This is a genomic window from Micromonospora sp. AMSO31t (assembly GCF_008868175.1).
In the GTDB taxonomy this organism is placed as follows: domain Bacteria; phylum Actinomycetota; class Actinomycetes; order Mycobacteriales; family Micromonosporaceae; genus Micromonospora.
Genome location: NZ_WBKT01000017.1, coordinates 20,692 through 36,462, shown reverse-complemented (window position 1 = coordinate 36,462; position 15,771 = coordinate 20,692). Strand labels below are relative to the sequence as shown.

The 15,771-nt window shown below is 73.5% G+C and carries 16 protein-coding genes and 1 pseudogene; 8 read left to right on the top strand and 9 right to left on the bottom strand.

The genetic code is table 11. The features are described from left to right. Window positions 1-42: 42 nt before the first annotated feature. Window positions 43-864: an inositol monophosphatase family protein gene (locus tag F8274_RS06575; RefSeq protein ID WP_151461383.1), complete on the bottom strand. Its 822-nt coding sequence runs from the start codon at window positions 862-864 to the stop codon at window positions 43-45. Between the two features lie 286 nt (window positions 865-1,150). Between F8274_RS06575 and F8274_RS06570 the strand changes: the two genes are divergently transcribed. Further along, on the top strand, window positions 1,151-2,701 hold the full coding sequence (locus tag F8274_RS06570) for an RNA polymerase sigma factor (protein WP_151461382.1): 1,551 nt from the start codon (window positions 1,151-1,153) through the stop codon (window positions 2,699-2,701). 245 nt (window positions 2,702-2,946) lie between these two features. Further along, window positions 2,947-3,180: a hypothetical protein gene (locus F8274_RS06565; protein WP_013284786.1), complete on the top strand. Its 234-nt coding sequence runs from the start codon at window positions 2,947-2,949 to the stop codon at window positions 3,178-3,180. A 105-nt stretch (window positions 3,181-3,285) separates the two neighbouring features. Here F8274_RS06565 and F8274_RS06560 read toward each other — a convergent pair whose 3' ends face one another. From F8274_RS06560 to F8274_RS06550, 3 genes are all read right to left on the bottom strand, one after another. Continuing rightward, window positions 3,286-5,019, bottom strand: coding sequence for a DEAD/DEAH box helicase (locus F8274_RS06560; RefSeq protein WP_151461381.1), 1,734 nt, complete (start codon window positions 5,017-5,019; stop codon window positions 3,286-3,288). 177 nt (window positions 5,020-5,196) lie between these two features. Next, window positions 5,197-5,847 carry a trimeric intracellular cation channel family protein gene (locus F8274_RS06555; protein ID WP_151461380.1) on the bottom strand — a complete coding sequence of 217 codons (651 nt, stop codon included), beginning with the start codon at window positions 5,845-5,847 and terminating at the stop codon, window positions 5,197-5,199. 40 nt (window positions 5,848-5,887) lie between these two features. Continuing rightward, window positions 5,888-6,106, bottom strand: a complete 219-nt coding sequence (locus F8274_RS06550) for a DUF3039 domain-containing protein (protein ID WP_088946800.1) — start codon at window positions 6,104-6,106, stop codon at window positions 5,888-5,890. 88 nt (window positions 6,107-6,194) lie between these two features. On the opposite strand from F8274_RS06550, the gene F8274_RS06545 reads away from it, so the two are divergent. After that, complete coding sequence (locus tag F8274_RS06545) at window positions 6,195-7,130, top strand: pseudouridine-5'-phosphate glycosidase (RefSeq protein ID WP_151461379.1); 936 nt, start codon at window positions 6,195-6,197, stop codon at window positions 7,128-7,130. Then, window positions 7,127-8,023: a carbohydrate kinase family protein gene (locus tag F8274_RS06540; protein WP_151461378.1), complete on the top strand. Its 897-nt coding sequence runs from the start codon at window positions 7,127-7,129 to the stop codon at window positions 8,021-8,023. Before F8274_RS06545 ends, F8274_RS06540 begins: the two co-directional genes overlap by 4 nt. Window positions 8,024-8,059: 36 nt before the next feature. On the opposite strand, the gene F8274_RS06535 is transcribed toward F8274_RS06540, so the two are convergent. Continuing rightward, window positions 8,060-8,416 carry a DUF3099 domain-containing protein gene (locus tag F8274_RS06535; protein ID WP_151461410.1) on the bottom strand — a complete coding sequence of 119 codons (357 nt, stop codon included), beginning with the start codon at window positions 8,414-8,416 and terminating at the stop codon, window positions 8,060-8,062. Window positions 8,417-8,522: 106 nt separating this feature from the next. Here F8274_RS06535 and F8274_RS06530 point away from each other — a divergent pair, with 106 nt between their 5' ends. Together F8274_RS06530 and F8274_RS06525 are read left to right on the top strand one after the other, a co-directional pair. Further along, window positions 8,523-8,834, top strand: a complete 312-nt coding sequence (locus F8274_RS06530) for a hypothetical protein (RefSeq protein ID WP_225853628.1) — start codon at window positions 8,523-8,525, stop codon at window positions 8,832-8,834. Next, complete coding sequence (locus F8274_RS06525) at window positions 8,824-9,135, top strand: hypothetical protein (protein ID WP_151461376.1); 312 nt, start codon at window positions 8,824-8,826, stop codon at window positions 9,133-9,135. The genes F8274_RS06530 and F8274_RS06525 overlap by 11 nt, the downstream gene beginning before the upstream one ends. Window positions 9,136-9,138: 3 nt before the next feature. On the opposite strand, the gene F8274_RS06520 is transcribed toward F8274_RS06525, so the two are convergent. The 4 genes and pseudogenes from F8274_RS06520 to F8274_RS06505 form a co-directional block, all read right to left on the bottom strand. Beyond that, window positions 9,139-10,371: a low temperature requirement protein A gene (locus tag F8274_RS06520; protein WP_151461375.1), complete on the bottom strand. Its 1,233-nt coding sequence runs from the start codon at window positions 10,369-10,371 to the stop codon at window positions 9,139-9,141. Window positions 10,372-10,445: 74 nt separating this feature from the next. Continuing rightward, window positions 10,446-11,645, bottom strand: coding sequence for a low temperature requirement protein A (locus F8274_RS06515; RefSeq protein ID WP_151461374.1), 1,200 nt, complete (start codon window positions 11,643-11,645; stop codon window positions 10,446-10,448). 62 nt (window positions 11,646-11,707) lie between these two features. Then, window positions 11,708-12,292, bottom strand: a complete 585-nt coding sequence (locus tag F8274_RS06510; RefSeq protein WP_151461409.1) for an HhH-GPD-type base excision DNA repair protein — start codon at window positions 12,290-12,292, stop codon at window positions 11,708-11,710. Between the two features lie 113 nt (window positions 12,293-12,405). Then, a pseudogene (locus F8274_RS06505) lies at window positions 12,406-13,620 on the bottom strand (S8 family peptidase); the annotation flags it as partial. A gap of 185 nt (window positions 13,621-13,805) precedes the next feature. Here F8274_RS06505 and F8274_RS06500 point away from each other — a divergent pair. Together F8274_RS06500 and dtd are read left to right on the top strand one after the other, a co-directional pair. Beyond that, on the top strand, window positions 13,806-15,290 hold the full coding sequence (locus F8274_RS06500; RefSeq protein WP_192579728.1) for a methyltransferase: 1,485 nt from the start codon (window positions 13,806-13,808) through the stop codon (window positions 15,288-15,290). Further along, the gene (gene dtd / locus F8274_RS06495; protein ID WP_151461372.1) at window positions 15,290-15,712 is read left to right on the top strand and encodes a D-aminoacyl-tRNA deacylase; all 423 of its coding nucleotides are present in this window, start codon (window positions 15,290-15,292) and stop codon (window positions 15,710-15,712) included. Before F8274_RS06500 ends, dtd begins: the two co-directional genes overlap by 1 nt. Window positions 15,713-15,771: the final 59 nt, after the last annotated feature.

Genomic DNA, 15,771 nt, shown 5'->3' with positions numbered 1-15,771 from the left:
CCGGCGGGGCGGCCACTCTTTTCGTACGTCCGGGCGGACCGGTCACGGGCCGCCGGAGGCGTCCAGGGCGGCGAGCCGGCTGTGCAGCGGCTCGTGCAGCGCCGGCGGCGCGGCGAGCACCAGGTCCGGACCGGGCGGCCGGCCCGACAGCCCGGTCACCAGCAGCCCGGCCTCCCGGGCGACCAGCCCGCCCGCGGCGAGGTCCCAGGCGGCCAGCCCCTTCTCGTAGTAGGCGTCCACCCGGCCCTCGGCGGCCAGGCAGAGGTCGAGCGCGGCGGCGCCCATCCGGCGGATGTCCCGCACCTGCGGGATCAGCTCGGCGACCACCCGGGCCTGGTGCGCCCGGCGCCCGGCGTCGTAGCCGAACCCGGTCGCCACCAGCGCCTGTCCGAGGTCGGTCTCGGCGGAGCAGCTCAGCCGCCGCCCGTCCCGCCACGCGCCGCCGCCCGCCGTGGCGGTCCACTCCTCGCCGGTGGCCACGTTGCGCACCACCCCGGCGACGACCTCACCGGCCACCTCCGCCGCCAGGGACACCGCGCAGTACGGCAGCCCGTAGAGATAGTTGACGGTCCCGTCGATCGGGTCGACGATCCAGCGCACCCCGTCCTCGGCGGCCGGGCCGGTCTCCCCCGCGCCGTACTCCTCGCCCAGCACGGCGTCGCCGGGGCGCACCGTCCGCAGCGCCTCCAGCACCTGCCGCTCCACCGCCCGGTCGGCGGCGGTGACCACGTCGGTGACGGTGCTCTTGGTCGCGGCGACCGAGACCCCCTCGGCCCGCATCCGGTGCGCGGTGGCCGCGGCGTCCCGCGCCACCTCGACGGCGATCGTGAGCAGTTCCTGCGGCGTAGGTGCCGAGGCGATCATGTTCGTCCCCTTCCGGCACGACGCGGACCTGCCGGTTCGTGCGCGGGTATCATCCTTACAAAGTCCACAACTGCGCCTGATCGGTGGTCCGTACGGCCGGTCCGCCGTGCGGCGCAGGATGATCGCGGCAGACGGCGTTACAATTCACCCTGCCCACGCGCCACGGACCGCCAGCGACCGGCCGGCCCGGGACACGGGGGTCCCTCAACGACATCGCCCGACACCGCGTTCCTTGCCGTGCCGGACGACCCGGCCGTGCTCGCTCTTCGCCTCCGGAAGGTCATTCGTGACAGAACCCCGCCAGCCCGGCGCCGACGTTCGCTCGCTCACCGACACCCTGATCGCCCACGCGCAGAGCGCCGGCGGCCAGCTCACGTCGGCCCAGCTCGCGCGCACCGTCGAGTCCGCTGAGGTGACCCCGGCCCAGGCCAAGAAGATCCTCCGTGCGCTCTCCGAGGCGGGCGTGACGGTGGTCGTGGACGGCTCCGCGAGCACCCGCCGCCGGGTGGCCGCCGCCCGGTCCGCCACCCCGGCGTCCCGGGCCACCACCGCCAAGACCACCAAGAAGGCCGCCGGCGCCATCGGCTCCGCCACCGGCACCACCGCCGAGGTGGCGGCCAAGACCGCCGCCCCGGCGAAGGCCACCAAGACCACCCGTGCCACCAAGGCCACCGTGGCCGCCAAGAACGCGGCGGCGAAGCCGGCCAAGGACGGCGCGAAGGGCGAGGGCGCCGAGGGCGAGATCTCGCCGGAGGAACTGGCCGCCGAGATCGAGGACGTGGTGGTCGAGGAGCCGGCCGAGCTGACCCAGGCCGCCGAGGCCGACGCGGCCAGCTCCGCCACCGACAACGACTTCGAATGGGACGACGAGGAGTCCGAGGCGCTCAAGCAGGCGCGCCGGGACGCCGAGCTGACCGCCTCCGCCGACTCCGTGCGGGCGTACCTGAAGCAGATCGGCAAGGTGCCGCTGCTCAACGCCGAGCAGGAGGTCGAGCTCGCCAAGCGGATCGAGGCCGGCCTCTACGCCGCCGAGCGGCTGCGCGCCGCCGACGAGGGCGAGGAGAAGCTCACCCGCGACATGCAGCGCGACCTGATGTGGATCTCCCGGGACGGCGAGCGGGCCAAGAACCACCTGCTGGAGGCCAACCTCCGGCTGGTCGTCTCGCTGGCCAAGCGCTACACCGGTCGCGGCATGGCCTTCCTCGACCTCATCCAGGAGGGCAACCTCGGCCTGATCCGCGCCGTCGAGAAGTTCGACTACACCAAGGGCTACAAGTTCTCCACCTACGCCACCTGGTGGATCCGCCAGGCCATCACCCGCGCCATGGCCGACCAGGCCCGCACCATCCGCATCCCGGTGCACATGGTCGAGGTGATCAACAAGCTTGGCCGGATCCAGCGCGAGCTGCTCCAGGACCTGGGCCGCGAGCCCACGCCGGAGGAGCTGGCGAAGGAGATGGACATCACACCGGAGAAGGTGCTGGAGATCCAGCAGTACGCCCGGGAGCCCATCTCGCTCGACCAGACCATCGGTGACGAGGGTGACAGCCAGCTCGGCGACTTCATCGAGGACTCCGAGGCCGTCGTCGCGGTCGACGCGGTGTCGTTCTCGCTGCTGCAGGACCAGCTCCAGCAGGTCCTCCAGACGCTGTCCGAGCGCGAGGCGGGCGTGGTACGCCTGCGCTTCGGCCTCACCGACGGCCAGCCGCGCACCCTGGACGAGATCGGCCAGGTGTACGGCGTGACCCGGGAGCGCATCCGGCAGATCGAATCCAAGACCATGTCCAAGTTGCGGCACCCCTCGCGTTCCCAGGTGCTCCGCGACTACCTGGACTGACCGGCACGCGTCAACCAGACGTGTCGGTTTGATCACCAGCCGTAGAACACTCACCGGTGACCTGACGGTTGCCCGTTTGTGATCGTTGACGTGGCACCCTTGGTGCACGGCACACTGTCTCCCACGCCAGGTGTGACCTCCGTCCCCGACGGGCACACAGGGAAGGCAGGGCCCGAGAAGGGTGTTGCACGATAGGTGAGCAACCGAAGAGAGTGTTCATCGGTGACGACCAGAGGAGGAAGGCGATGACCCCGACCCTCACGCCGCCGCCCGAGACGGTGAGCCCCCCGGCCGCCGATGAACGGTGCGACCGCTGCAATGCTGCCGGCAAGCTCCGGATCACTCTGGCGGGTGGGAGCGAGCTGGTGTTCTGTGGGCACCACGCGAACAAGTACGCGGAGGATCTCGTGAAGATCACCGTGCGCTACGCGTCGGACCCCGAGTTCAGCTGGCGTGGCGCCGATCTGATGGCGAACTGAGTACGAAGAATCCGCAACTCGACATAAAGCCGGCCGGAGGTCCCCAGGGACCTCCGGCCGGCTTTTGCGCACCCACCCCAACCGTCCGGCCGGGGGCCAGACCGGTCAGAGGGTCTGGACCGTGGCGATGCGTTCTTCGAGCTGCTCGATCGTTGCCTGGGCGCTGGGCGGGCCGCCGCAGAGGCGGCGGAGTTCGGCGTGGATCTTGCCGTGGGGCTGGCCGGTGCGGTGGTGGCGGGCGGCCACCAGGGCGTTCAGCTGCCGTCGTAGGGCCACCCGGCGCTGGGCGGCACTCATCGGTGGCGGGGCCGCCGACGGGGCCGCAGCGGCCGGCTCAGCGGCCCGCTGGGTGGCCCGGCGCCGCTGCGCGGCAAGCTGCTCGGCCTGCCGCTTGGTGAGCAGCATGGAGACCTGGTCGGCGGTGAGCAGCCCGGGCAGGCCGAGGTATTCCTCCTCCTCCGGGGTGCCCGCCTGGGCGGCCGTGCCGAACGAGGCCCCGTCGAAGATCACCTGGTCCAGCTCGGCGGTCGCGGAGAGCGCCGCGAACCGCTTCTCCAGCTCGCCGCTGGCCTGGTCGTCCCGCTGGGCACGCTCCAGCAGGTCGTCGTCGAGGCCGTCGGAGTCCTTCGGCTTGCCGAGCACGTGGTCCCGCTCGGCCTCCATCTCGCTGGCCAGGCCGAGCAGGTGCGGCACGCTGGGCAGGAAGACCGAGGCGGTCTCGCCGGGGCGGCGGGCCCGGACGAACCGGCCGATCGCCTGCGCGAAGTAGAGCGGGGTGCTGGCGCTGGTCGCGTAGACGCCGACGGCCAGCCGGGGGATGTCGACGCCCTCGGACACCATCCGCACCGCGACGAGCCAGCGCTGTTCGGAGGCCGCGAACGTCGCGATCCGCGCGGAGGCGCCCTGGTCGTCGGAGAGCACCACGGCGGCCTTCTCACCGGTCACCTGCTCCAGCAGCTTGGCGTACGAGCGGGCCACCTGCTGGTCGCTGGCGATCACCAGACCGCCGGCGTCGGGCATGCCGTTGTTGCGGAGCACGGTCAGGCGGGCGTCGGCCGCGCGCAGCACCTGCGGCATCCAGTCGCCCGCCGGGTCCAGCGCGGTCCGCCAGGCCTGCGCGATGAGGTCCTGGGTCATCGGCTCGCCCAGCCGGGCGGCCAGCTCCTCGCCGGCGTTGGTGCGCCACCGGGTCTCCCCCGAGTACGCCAGGAAGAGCACCGGCCGGACCACGCCCTCGCGCAGCGCGTCGGAGTAGCCGTAGACCGAGTCGGCGCGGGAGCGGAGCAGCCCGTCCCCGCCCCGCTCGTAGCTGACGAACGGGATCGGGTTGTCGTCGGAGCGGAACGGCGTGCCGGTGAGCATCAGCCGGCGTACGGCGGGCTCGAAGGCCGCCTTGACGCCGTCGCCCCAGGTGCGTGAGTCACCGGCGTGGTGGATCTCGTCGAGGATCACCAGGGTGCGCCGGGTCATGGTGCGCCGCCGGTGCACCTGTGGCGCCATGCCGACCTGGGCGTACGTGACGACCGCGCCGTGGAAGTCGGCCGCGGAGTGCAGGTCGGCGTTGCGGAAGGCGGCGTCGAGCTGGATGCCGACCCGGGCGGCGGACTCGGCCCACTGGGTCTTCAGGTGCTCGGTCGGCGCGACCACGGTGACCGCCTCGACGGTGCCGTCGTTCAGCAGCTCGGCGGCGATCCGCAGGGCGAACGTGGTCTTGCCGGCGCCGGGTGTGGCGACCGCCGTGAAGTCGTCGGTGCGGCGGCGCAGGTACTCCACCATCGCCTTGCGCTGCCAGGCACGCAGGGGCGGGAACGTGTCGAGCGCCGGCAACCGCGGTGCCACGCGTAGCTCCTCTCCGACCGCACAACGGCGGACCCGGGCCGAGGGCCACGGGTGCGGCCGCCCATGAAAAGGCCCTCGCGCATCCGGTGCCGCGAAGGCCGGCTCAGCATAACCAGCGAGGGCCGTCCGCCCCACTCGACGCCACGCTGGTCACATCCGCCCACCCCGCCGCGGGGCTCAGACCTGCGGTCCCCGGGCGCCGGTGCGCGGCGGTCGCATCGTGGGCACCGGGGCGGACCAGCGGCGGCGCAGCGACACCAGGCGCAGCGCGAACACGAAGACGGCCGCGACGGTCAGCGGCACCGCGGTCGCCGCGCCGTACGCCGACAGCAGCGCCACGGTGATCGACCCGGCGAGCGCGGCCACGGCGTAGATCTCCCGGCGCAGCACCACCGGGATCTCGCCGGTGAGCAGGTCGCGGCCCAGCCCGCCGCCGATCGCCGTGAGCATGCCGATCATGCAGGCGCCGACGGCCGGCACGTGGGCGTCGAGCGCCTTGAGCGTGCCGGTGACGGTGAACAGGGCGAGACCGGCCGCGTCGAGCACCAGCACGGTGGTGCGCAGCCGGGCGAACTGGGGATGCAGCCAGAAGATGGCGGCGGCGGTGACCGCCGCGGTGACCGCGTACCGCCAGTCGGCGAAGGCGAGCGGGGGCACCTCGTCGATGACCAGGTCGCGGAAGATCCCGCCGCCGAGGGCGGCGACGACGCCGACGAAGATCACCCCGAAGAGGTCGAGCCGCTTGGCCACCGCCGCGGAGGCGCCGGAGGCCGCGAAGACCGCCACGCCGGTGAGGTCGGCGAAGAGCAGGGCGGTGGAGGTGGTCACCGCCGCAGGTTACGCGGGCGGCCGGGACGGCCGCCCCGGATCACTCGCGGTACGAGTCGTAGATCTCCTTGCACTTCGGGCAGACCGGGGAACCGGGCTTGGCGGCCTTGGTCACCGGAAAGGTCTCGCCGCAGAGCGCCACCACGTAGGTGCCCATGACGGCACTCTCCGCGATCTTCTCCTTGCGGACGTAGTGGAACATCTCCGGGCCGGTGTCGGCGTCCTTCAGCTCGGGACGCTCGAGAACCTCTGTACTCACGACTACACCTCCAACGGTCCAGTTTTGCAGGTCGATCCGGCCCGGTCCACCTGGGCCCGCGCCGGAGGCGGCCCGTACCGTAGCCGAAGTGACCAACTTTCACATCAGTCTCGGCACCGAGGTGGCCGACGCCCTGCGCGACGGGCGTCCGGTCGTCGCCCTGGAGAGCACCATCGTCTCGCACGGCCTGCCCCGACCGGACAATCTTCGCGTCGCGCGTCAGATCGAGCAGGCGGTCCGGGACGCGGGGGCCGTTCCGGCCACCATCGGCATGGTCGCCGGTGAGCTGATCGTGGGGCTGGACGACGCCCAGCTCACCCGGCTCGCCACGGTCGACGGGGTGAGCAAGCTCTCGGTGCGCGACCTGGCCGTGGCGGCCGCCACCGGCGCGGACGGCGCCACCACCGTGGCGGCGACCAGCGCGGTGGCCGCGGCGGCCGGGATCGGCGTCTTCGCCACCGGTGGCCTGGGCGGGGTGCACCGGGAGGCCACGCAGACCTTCGACGAGTCCGCCGACCTGGTCACCCTGGCCCGGACCCCGATCGCGGTGGTCTGCGCCGGGGTGAAGTCGATCCTCGACGTGGGCGCCACCCTGGAGCGGCTGGAGACCCTGGGCGTGAGCGTGGTCGGCTACCGCACCCGCCGCTTCCCCGGCTTCTACCTCACCGACGCCGGCTTCGACCTGGACTGGTCGGTGGAGTCGCCGGAGCAGGCGGCCGACGTGCTGGCCGCCCGCCGGGAGCAGGGCGTGCACTCCGGCGGGCTGATCGTGGCGAACCCGCTGCCGGTGGACGAGCAGCTCGACCCGGCGCTGCACGACCGCACCCTGGCCACGGGGCTGGCCATGCTGGCGCGCGACGGGGTGACCGGCAAGGCGGTGACCCCGTTCCTGCTGGCCCACTTCCACTCCGCCACCGAGGGCGCCAGCCTGGCGGTGAACGTGCGGATCATCCTGCGCAACGCCGAGCTGGCGGCGCGGATCGCGGCTGCCGCGGCGACCCGCCACACCGCCACCCCGGCATGAGCCCGGCACCCCGCATCGTCGTCGTCGGCGACGTCATCACCGACGTGCTCGCGGTGCTCTCCGGTCCTCTCGCCACCGGCTCGGACACCGCGGCCGGGATCCGGTTCAGCGGCGGCGGCCAGGCGGCCAACACCGCGGCCTGGCTCGCCGGCCAGGGGGCGGACGTCACCCTGGTCGCCGCGGTCGGCGACGACGAGACGGGCCGCGAGCGGGTCGCCGAACTGGAGCGGGTCGGGGTGACCTGTGCCGTGGAGCGCCACGAGGGCTACCCGACCGGCACGGTGATCGTGCTCACCCACGACGGGGAGCGGACCATGGTCAGCCAGCGCGGGGCGAACCTGCGGCTGACCACCGGGCACGTCGACCGGACCGTCGCGGCGGCGCCCGACGCCGGGCATCTGCACCTGTCCGCATACACCCTGCTGGACGTGGGGTCGCGCGGCGCGGGCCTGCGCGCGCTGGCCGCCGCCCGCGAGCGCGGGCTCACCACCAGCGTCGACGCGGCCTCCGCGGCCCCGCTGCGGCGGGTCGGCACGGCCTTCCTGACCTGGGTACGCGACGTGGACCTGCTGCTGGTCAACACGGACGAGGCGACCGTGCTGGCCGGCGGGTTGGACCCGGCGGCGCAGGCCCGGGCGTTGACCTCGGTGGCCCACCGGGTGGTGGTGAAGCGGGGCGCGGCCGGCGCGGTCTGGGTGGACCGGACCGGGCTGGTGGAGACGGCCCCGGCGCCCGGGGTGGCCGTGGTGGACGTGACCGGGGCGGGCGACGCCTTCGCCGCCGGCCTGCTCACCGCGTGGCTGGCCGGCGCGGACCCGCGCGCGGCGCTGGCCCGGGCCGGCGATCTCGGCGCACTGGCGGTCACCACCGTCGGCGCGCGGCCCCAGCCCTGACGGTGGACCGGTCCGGGCGGCTGCCGCCCGGGCCGGTCAGGGCTCGGCGTCGATGACCTTGTGCGGGCGCTCCTCGGCGGTGAGCGACATGGGCGGGGTCTCGTCGCGGTGGCGGGCCTGGAGCTTCCCGGCCAGCCGGTGCTGCTCCTTCGGCGGGCGGTCGTTGGCCAGCAGCACCGCCAGCCAGGGGATGAGCATCATCCCGAGGGCGCAGAGCGGCAGCCACAGCCAGAGCAGCGGTGCCTTGACGCCGACCAGGACCGCACCGAGCACCAGGCACGCGACCCGGATTCCCATCATCAGCACGTAGCGCTTCTGCCGGCTGGTGAGCTGGTCGTCCTGGCTGCGCGAGGCGTCGGTGATCAGGATCGGCTGGTACGCCTGACGCTTCACCACGGACCTCCTCGAGGGATTACGACTCATCCTGTCACCCTCGACGGTTGATCGGCGAAAATCGTGACAAGGGCGGCGCGTGTTACGGGCGTGGTACGCTGCGTCCGTGGGGAACCGGTTCAGCTTCACCGACGAGGCGTTGGCCAACCTGCGGGTCTACGACGTCACGCCCGGGGAAGTCTGGGAGGCCCTGCACAGCATGCGGCGGGTCATCCGGCACCTCGGGGACGACGTCATGGTGGTCTACGCGACCGACCACCGGGGTCGACGCCTCGCGGTGCTGCTGGCCGAGGCCGACGGCAGCGACAACGACTGGGACATCCTCTCCGCCCGCGAACTGAGCGACGTCGAGGCCAAGCGCTACGACGACGCGGTGCGGAGGTCACGCCGACGAGGAGGCGGTCACGATGCACCGTAACGAGGCGACCAAGCGGTTCCACGACGCCGGCGACGCGCTCGCCGACCTGATCGACGAGACCCAGCCCGCGGAGCTGCCCACCCCCGACACCGACGTGCCGATGGTCAGCCGCTCGGTGCGCCTCCCGCTGGAGACGTACGAGCGGGTCCGGGCGGCCGCCGAGGCACGCGGCATCGGGGTGACCACGCTCATGCGGCAGTGGATCGAGGCCGGCCTGGCCGACCTCGACGAGTCCGCCACGGTCTCCCTGGCCGACGTGCGCCGGGCCCTGGCCGCGCTGTCGCGCCCCACCGCCGCCTGAGCGTCAGGCCTCCGGGCCGCTGCTGTCCGGTCCCTTCCGCCCGAGCGGGGAGGCCGACATCTCCGGCGGGCGCCCCCGGCTGCGTCGGGCATCCAGCAGCGCCACGGCGGCCAGCACGGCGGCCACCAGGGACAGGGCCCGCACGGCGGGAAGGTGCGCCAGCAGCGGGACGAGGAGCAGCAGCACGCCGCCGCCGAGGATCCGGGGCAGCGAAACTCGGCCGAAGATCTCGTACTCGAAGCGAGCCCTGCCGGCCAGGAAGAGCAGCGGCCCGCCCACCACGAAGAGCAGCAGGCCCGGGTCGGACCGGTGGAACGGCTCGGCGATGACCACCTCGTACCCGACCGCCGCGGTGAGCACGCCGAGCACGATCACCAGGTGGGTGATCGCGGCCGACGTGCCGAGCCGGCCCGGCACGCGCGCCAGCCGCAGCGCCTCGGCCAGCAGGTGCCCGGCCCGGTGGAAGTAGATCCGCCAGAGCAGCGCGGTGGTGACGAAGGCGACCACGAAAGCGCCCGCGCCGTCGCCGGAGAACTCCTCGCCGCTGTACGTCACGCCGATGACCAGGATCGACTCGCCGAGTGCGATGAGGAAGATCTGCTGGTAGCGCTCGGCCAGGTGCGCGCCGGCGATCCGCCAGCCGAGAATCGGCGACGAACCGAGCCGGGGCAGCGGCCAGCCGGTGAACAGCGCCACGTAGTCGACGGTCAGGGCGAGGGCCCAGAGCGGCAGGCGCAGGTCGTCGGGGCCCAGCGCCCCGGCCACCCAGATCGGCGCGGTCGCCGCCGCCCAGGCGGCCAGCCGGAGCGGGACGAGCCGCCGCGGATGGCCGTGCAGCGCCGCGGCGACGACCAGCGGCCGGCCGAGCATCACCGCCAGGTACGCGAGCGCGAACGGCAGGGCGCGCTCCTCCAGGGCCCGCGGCAGCGCCACCCCCATGACCAGGCTGGCGAACATCGTGCCGACCACGACGGCCTGGATGACGGTCTGCTCCGGCTCGTAGCGGCTGGTCACCCAGACGGTGATCGTCCACACCAGCCACAGCACCAGGAAGAGCAGCACGGTACGGCCCACCGCGGCGGCCAGCGTCCACCCGGTGGCCGGCAGGCTGTTGATCAGCCGCTGGGAGACCCGGGTCAGCGCGAAGACGAAGACCAGGTCGAAGAAGAGTTCCAGGAAGGTGGCACGGGCGGCGCTCCCCGGCGGGCGCAGCAGTGCCGCACCGCGTTCCTCCACCGTGTCACCCCCGTCCGCCGCCCTGCTCCCAACGACCGGACCGCCGCACCGGTTTCGTGCCCGGGGGCGGCGGCTCACATCGGCGACGCCGGGTGTTCCGGCGGGCGGCCGCGGGCCCGCAGCGCGTCGGCCACGGCCATCCCGGTCAGCACGACCGTGACGCCGACGGCGATGCCGATCAGCGGCAACCGGCCCAGCAGCGGCACGCCGAGGACCAGGAGCAGCAGCCCGATCACGCGGGACCGGGAGACCCGGCCGAACACCTCGTACTCGAAGCGGGCGCGGCCGACCACGAAGAGCGCCGGGCCCCCGACGATGGCCGCCACCCGGACCAGGTCGGCGTGCCCCCCGGGCTCGGAGATGGCCACCTCGTAGCCGACCGCCGTGGTGACGATGCCGGCGATCATCGTGAGGTGGGTCCAGGTGGCCGACTGGCCGAGCCGGGCCGGCTGCCGCGCCTGGGCCACCGCCTCGACCAGCACCGAGCCCGCCCGGTGGAAGTAGATCCGCCAGAGCAGCACGGTGGTGGCGAAGGCGTCGATGAGGGCGATCCAGCGCAGCAGCGTGAAGTCGCTGCCGCTGAAGCCGACGCCGGCCACGAAGATCATCTCGCCCAGGGCGATGATGGTGAACTGCTGGTACCGCTCGGCCAGGTGCTCGCCGGTCACCGTCCACGCCGTGGCCGCCGCCCGGCCCAGCCGGGGCACCGGCCACCCGGTGACCACGCCCACGTAGTCGATCACCAGGGCCACCGCCCAGCAGAGCAGCCGCGCGTCCTCCCCGACCAGGCCACCGCCCAGCCAGAGCACGGCCGAGACGCCCGACCAGACCAGGATCCGGCCGGACAGGTGCCGCTGGGGGTGCCGGCGCAGCGCCACGGTCAGATAGAGCGAGCGGCCGAGCTGGATCGACACGTACCCGGCGGCGAAACTCAACCCGTGCGGGCCGTACGCGGCCGGCACCGACACGGCCATCACCAGGCTGCCGAACATGGACCCGACCATCACGGCCTGGATGGGCGGCCGCTCCGGATCGTAGTGGCTGGTGGCCCAGGCGGTCAGCGACCAGACCATCCAGAGCGCGAGCAGCAGCACCAGGGTCTGCGTGAGCTCCAGCGGGAGGCGGCCGCCACTCGTCGTCACGTCGTCGATCAGCCGCTGCGAGACCCGCGTGAAGGCGAAGACGAAGACGACGTCGAGGAAGAGCTCCAGGAAGGTCGCGCGGTGACTGCCCCCGCCGCCGCGCAGGAGTTCCGCCCCCCGCCCGTCCGTCATCACCCGCCCGTCGTCGCCACCTTGACGATCATGACAACGAGGCAGCGCGGGCGCGGGTTGCGTCAGCCCTTGGCGGCCTTCGCCTCCGCCTTCATCCGCTGCTTGAACTCCCGGACCCGGCGCAGCGACTCGGGGTCGGTCACGTCGGCCACCGACCGGTACGCGTCCGCGTCGCCGTAGCCACCGGCCGCCTCGCGCCAGCCGTCCGGGGTGATCCCGAACCGCTTGCCGAGCAGGGCCACGAAGATCTGCGCCTTCTGCCGGCCGAAACCGGGCAGCTCGCCGACCCGGCGCAGCAGGTCCGTGCCGTCGGCCGCCTCCGACCAGAGCCGGGCCGGGTCGCCGTCGTAGCGCTCGACCAGGGCCCGGCAGACCTCCTGCACCCGGGCCGCCATGGCCTTGGGGAACCGGTGCAGGGCCGGCGGCGTGGCGAACAGCTCGACCAGGGCCTCCGGGGAGTATTCGGCCAGCTCCCGAGCGTCGGGCTCGTGGCCGAGCCGCTGCGCCAGCACGTACGGGGAGGAGAACGCCTTCTCCATCGGCACCTGCTGGTCCAGCACCATGCCGAGGAGCAGCGCCAGCGGGCTGCGTGCCAGCAGCTCGTTGGCCTGCGGGTCGATGGGCAGCGAGAGCGTCATGCCCTCCATCCTGCCCCGCCCGCCGCCGCCCGCCACGCCGACTCCCCGCGGCACGCGCGGCACGGCCCGGTGGACAGGGGTGGGGTCCACCGGGCCGCGCGGCCGCGGGATCGTCAGTTGACGACGAAGAGCAGCCGGTTCGGCGAGCCGGAGCCGGGGTTGGTCACCTTGCCGGTGGTGGCGTTGGTGGTCAGGTAGCTGGCCACCTGCGCCGGGGTGTACGACGGGTTGGCGCCGAGCACCAGCGCCGCCGCGCCGGCCACGTGCGGCGACGCCATCGAGGTGCCGCTCAGCGTGCTGCTGGCGGTGTCGCTGGTCCGGTACGCGGAGACGATGCTCGACCCGGGGGCGAAGATGTCCACGCAGGAGCCGTAGTTGGAGAAGGACGAGCGCCCGTCGCTGCTGGTGGTGGAGCCGACGGTGATCGCGGCGGCGGCCCGCGCCGGCGAGTAGTTGCAGGCGTTGGCGCTGGAGTTGCCGGCCGCCACCGCGTACGTGACGCCGGAGTTGACCGAGCTGGTCACCGCGTTGTCGATCGAGCTGCTGACGCCGCCGCCGAGGCTCATGTTGGCCACGGCCGGCTTCACGGCGTTCGAGGTGACCCAGTTGATGCCGCTCACCACGCCGGTGGTGCTGCCGCTGCCGGAGCAGTTGAGCACCTTGACCGCGACGAGGCGGACGCCCTTGGCCACGCCGTACCGGGTGCCGCCCACGGTGCCGGCGACGTGGGTGCCATGGCCGTTGCAGTCGGTGTTGTTGCTGTCGACCGTGTTGGTGCCCCAGGTGGCCCGCCCACCGAAGTCGGTGTGGGTGGTCCGGATGCCGGTGTCGATGATGTACGCCCGGACGTTCGAGGCCGTGTTCGGGTAGGTGTAGCTGGAGTTCAACGGCAGGTTGCGCTGGTCGATCCGGTCCAGGCCCCAGGACGGCGGGTTGGTCTGGGTGGCCTGGGTGGTGACGACCCGGTCCTGCTCGACGTACGCGACGGCCGGGTCGGCGGCCAGCCGGCGGGCCTGCGCGGGGCTCATCGTCGCGCTGTAGCCGGTGAGGGCGGCGCTCCACACCGTCCCGACGCTGCCGCCGTAGCGCCTGGCCAGGCCGGCGGCCCGGTCCGGCACCGCGGTGCGGGCGGCGAGGCTGTTCGCGGCGCCGACCGCGTCGCCCTTCAGCACCACGAGGTAGCTGCCGCTGATGGCGTCGGGGGCGGAGGCGTAGCGGACGTCGCCGGTCGGTGCGGCGAGGGCGGGGGTGGAGGCGGCGGCGGCGAGGGCCGCGGCGGCGGCCGTGACGGCGAGCGCGCGCAGCGCACGCCGCCGGGGAACGGACACGTCGGACATCGTCTGGCTCCCTACCGGGCGCGCCCGGACTCTCGGCCACCGGGGACGCCCATCGGCGGATGTTGGGCCAGATGGTAGCCATGCATCGATGAACATAAAAGAGATAACGGCCGATACCATGAGCTGGCGGTATGGATCTGCCGGGTGCCGGCCGGGAGAACCGCCCGGCGAGGCAGGATGACGACGTGGACCGTCACGACATGCTGCTCTCCCCCGCCGGCGTCGACGCGCTGCGCACCGCGCTGACCCGGGCGCGCTTCACCGCCAACGGCATCGCCGACCGGCTCGGCCCGCAGGCCACCGGCGCGGTGGCCCGCAACGACTTCCGCGCCGCGCTGCGCGCCACCGAGGACCGCGACCCGCTCGCCACGCTGATCCGGGTCTACATCTGCGACCAGACCGAGCCGGAGCCGGCGGTGGCCGCCGCGCTCGCCCCGCTGACCGTCGAGGAGGCGCTGGCCGGGGGCCTGGTCGAGCGGCACGGCGACGGCCTGCGCGCCGGGGTCGACCTGGAGCCGTACGGCGACGACTGGTTCGTGCTCGCCGACGTGCCGGCCAGCGCCCGTCCCGGCCGCCCGCTGCACGCCGAGCACGTGCTGGGCATCGGCGGGGCCACCCAGACGCTGATCGGCGCGACCGTGCGCAGGCCCGTGGAGACCGCGCTGGACCTGGGCACCGGCTCGGGCGTCCAGGCCCTGCACCTGTCCACCCACGCCCGCCGGATCACCGTCACCGACGTCTCCGAACGGGCGCTGCGCTTCGCCGCCACCACCGCCGCCCTCAACGGTCAGGACTGGGAGCTGCTCCGCGGCGACCTGGTCGCCCCGGTGGCCGGCCGCCGGTTCGACCTGGTGGTCAGCAACCCGCCGTTCGTGGTGGGTCCGGGCACCACCACGCACGTCTACCGGGACTCCGGCCGGGTCGGCGACGCCATCGGCGCCGAACTGGCCACCGCCGCCCCGCACCTGCTCGCCGAGGGCGGGACGATGCAGTACCTGGCCAACTGGGTGCACGTCACCGGCGAGGACTGGGCCGAGCGGGTGACCGGCTGGTTCGCCGGCACCGGGCTGGACGCCTGGGTGATCCAGCGCGAGGTGGCCGACCCGATGGCGTACGTCAACCTGTGGCTCACCGACGTCGGCGAGACGGCCGATCCGCAGCGGATGGCGGCCTGGCTGGACTGGTTCGACGCGCACAAGGTGGAGGCGATCGGGTTCGGCATCGTCTCGCTGCGCCGGGGCGGCCACGACGAGCCGATCGTCCGGGTGGAGGACCTGCGCCAGCGGGTGGAGCCGCCGCTGGGCGACCGCGTGGACGAGTGGTTCGGTCGGCAGGACTGGCTGCGCGCCCGGGGCGCCGACGGCCTCCTCGCCGCCCGCTACCGGGCCGCCGACGGGCTCCAGCTGCGCCAGGAGGCCACCATGGGTGAGGAGGGCTGGGCGGTGGACCGCCAGGTCCTCGCCATGCCGCGCGGGCTGCGCTGGTCCGAGGAGATCGATCCGCTGGTGCTCGCCCTGGTCGGCGGCGCGGACGGACGGCTGCCGCTGCGCGACCAGCTCGCCCTGCTCGCCGCCGCGCACGACGTCGCACCGGACGAGCTGGCCGAGGCGGCCGGGCCGATCGTGGCGCACCTGGTCGAGCGCGGCCTGGTCGAGCCGGTGGCGGACTGATGCGGGCGGTGGTGCAGACCGTCGGGCGGGCCGCCGTGACGGTCGACGGGGAGGTGGTCGGCGAGATCGCCGACGGCCTGCTGGTGCTGCTGGGCGTGACCCACACGGACACCCCGCAGGTGGCCGCCACCATGGCCCGCAAGATCCACGAACTGCGCATCCTGGACGACGAGCGCAGCGCCGCCGACACCGGCGCCCCCGTCCTCGTGGTCAGCCAGTTCACCCTCTACGGCGACGCCCGCAAGGGCAGAAGACCGAGCTGGACCGCCGCCGCCCCCGCCGAGGTGGCGGAACCCCTGGTGAACGCCGTGGTGGAAACCCTCCGCGCCCGCGGCGCCAAGGTAGAAACCGGCCGCTTCCGCACCCACATGCTGGTGGAAAGCGTCAACGTAGGCCCCCGCACCCTCCTCCTGGACCTGTAACCCCCGCCCTGTCGATCAAGAGGTTTGCGTCAGGAATCGGCCCTGCCGAGACGCAAATC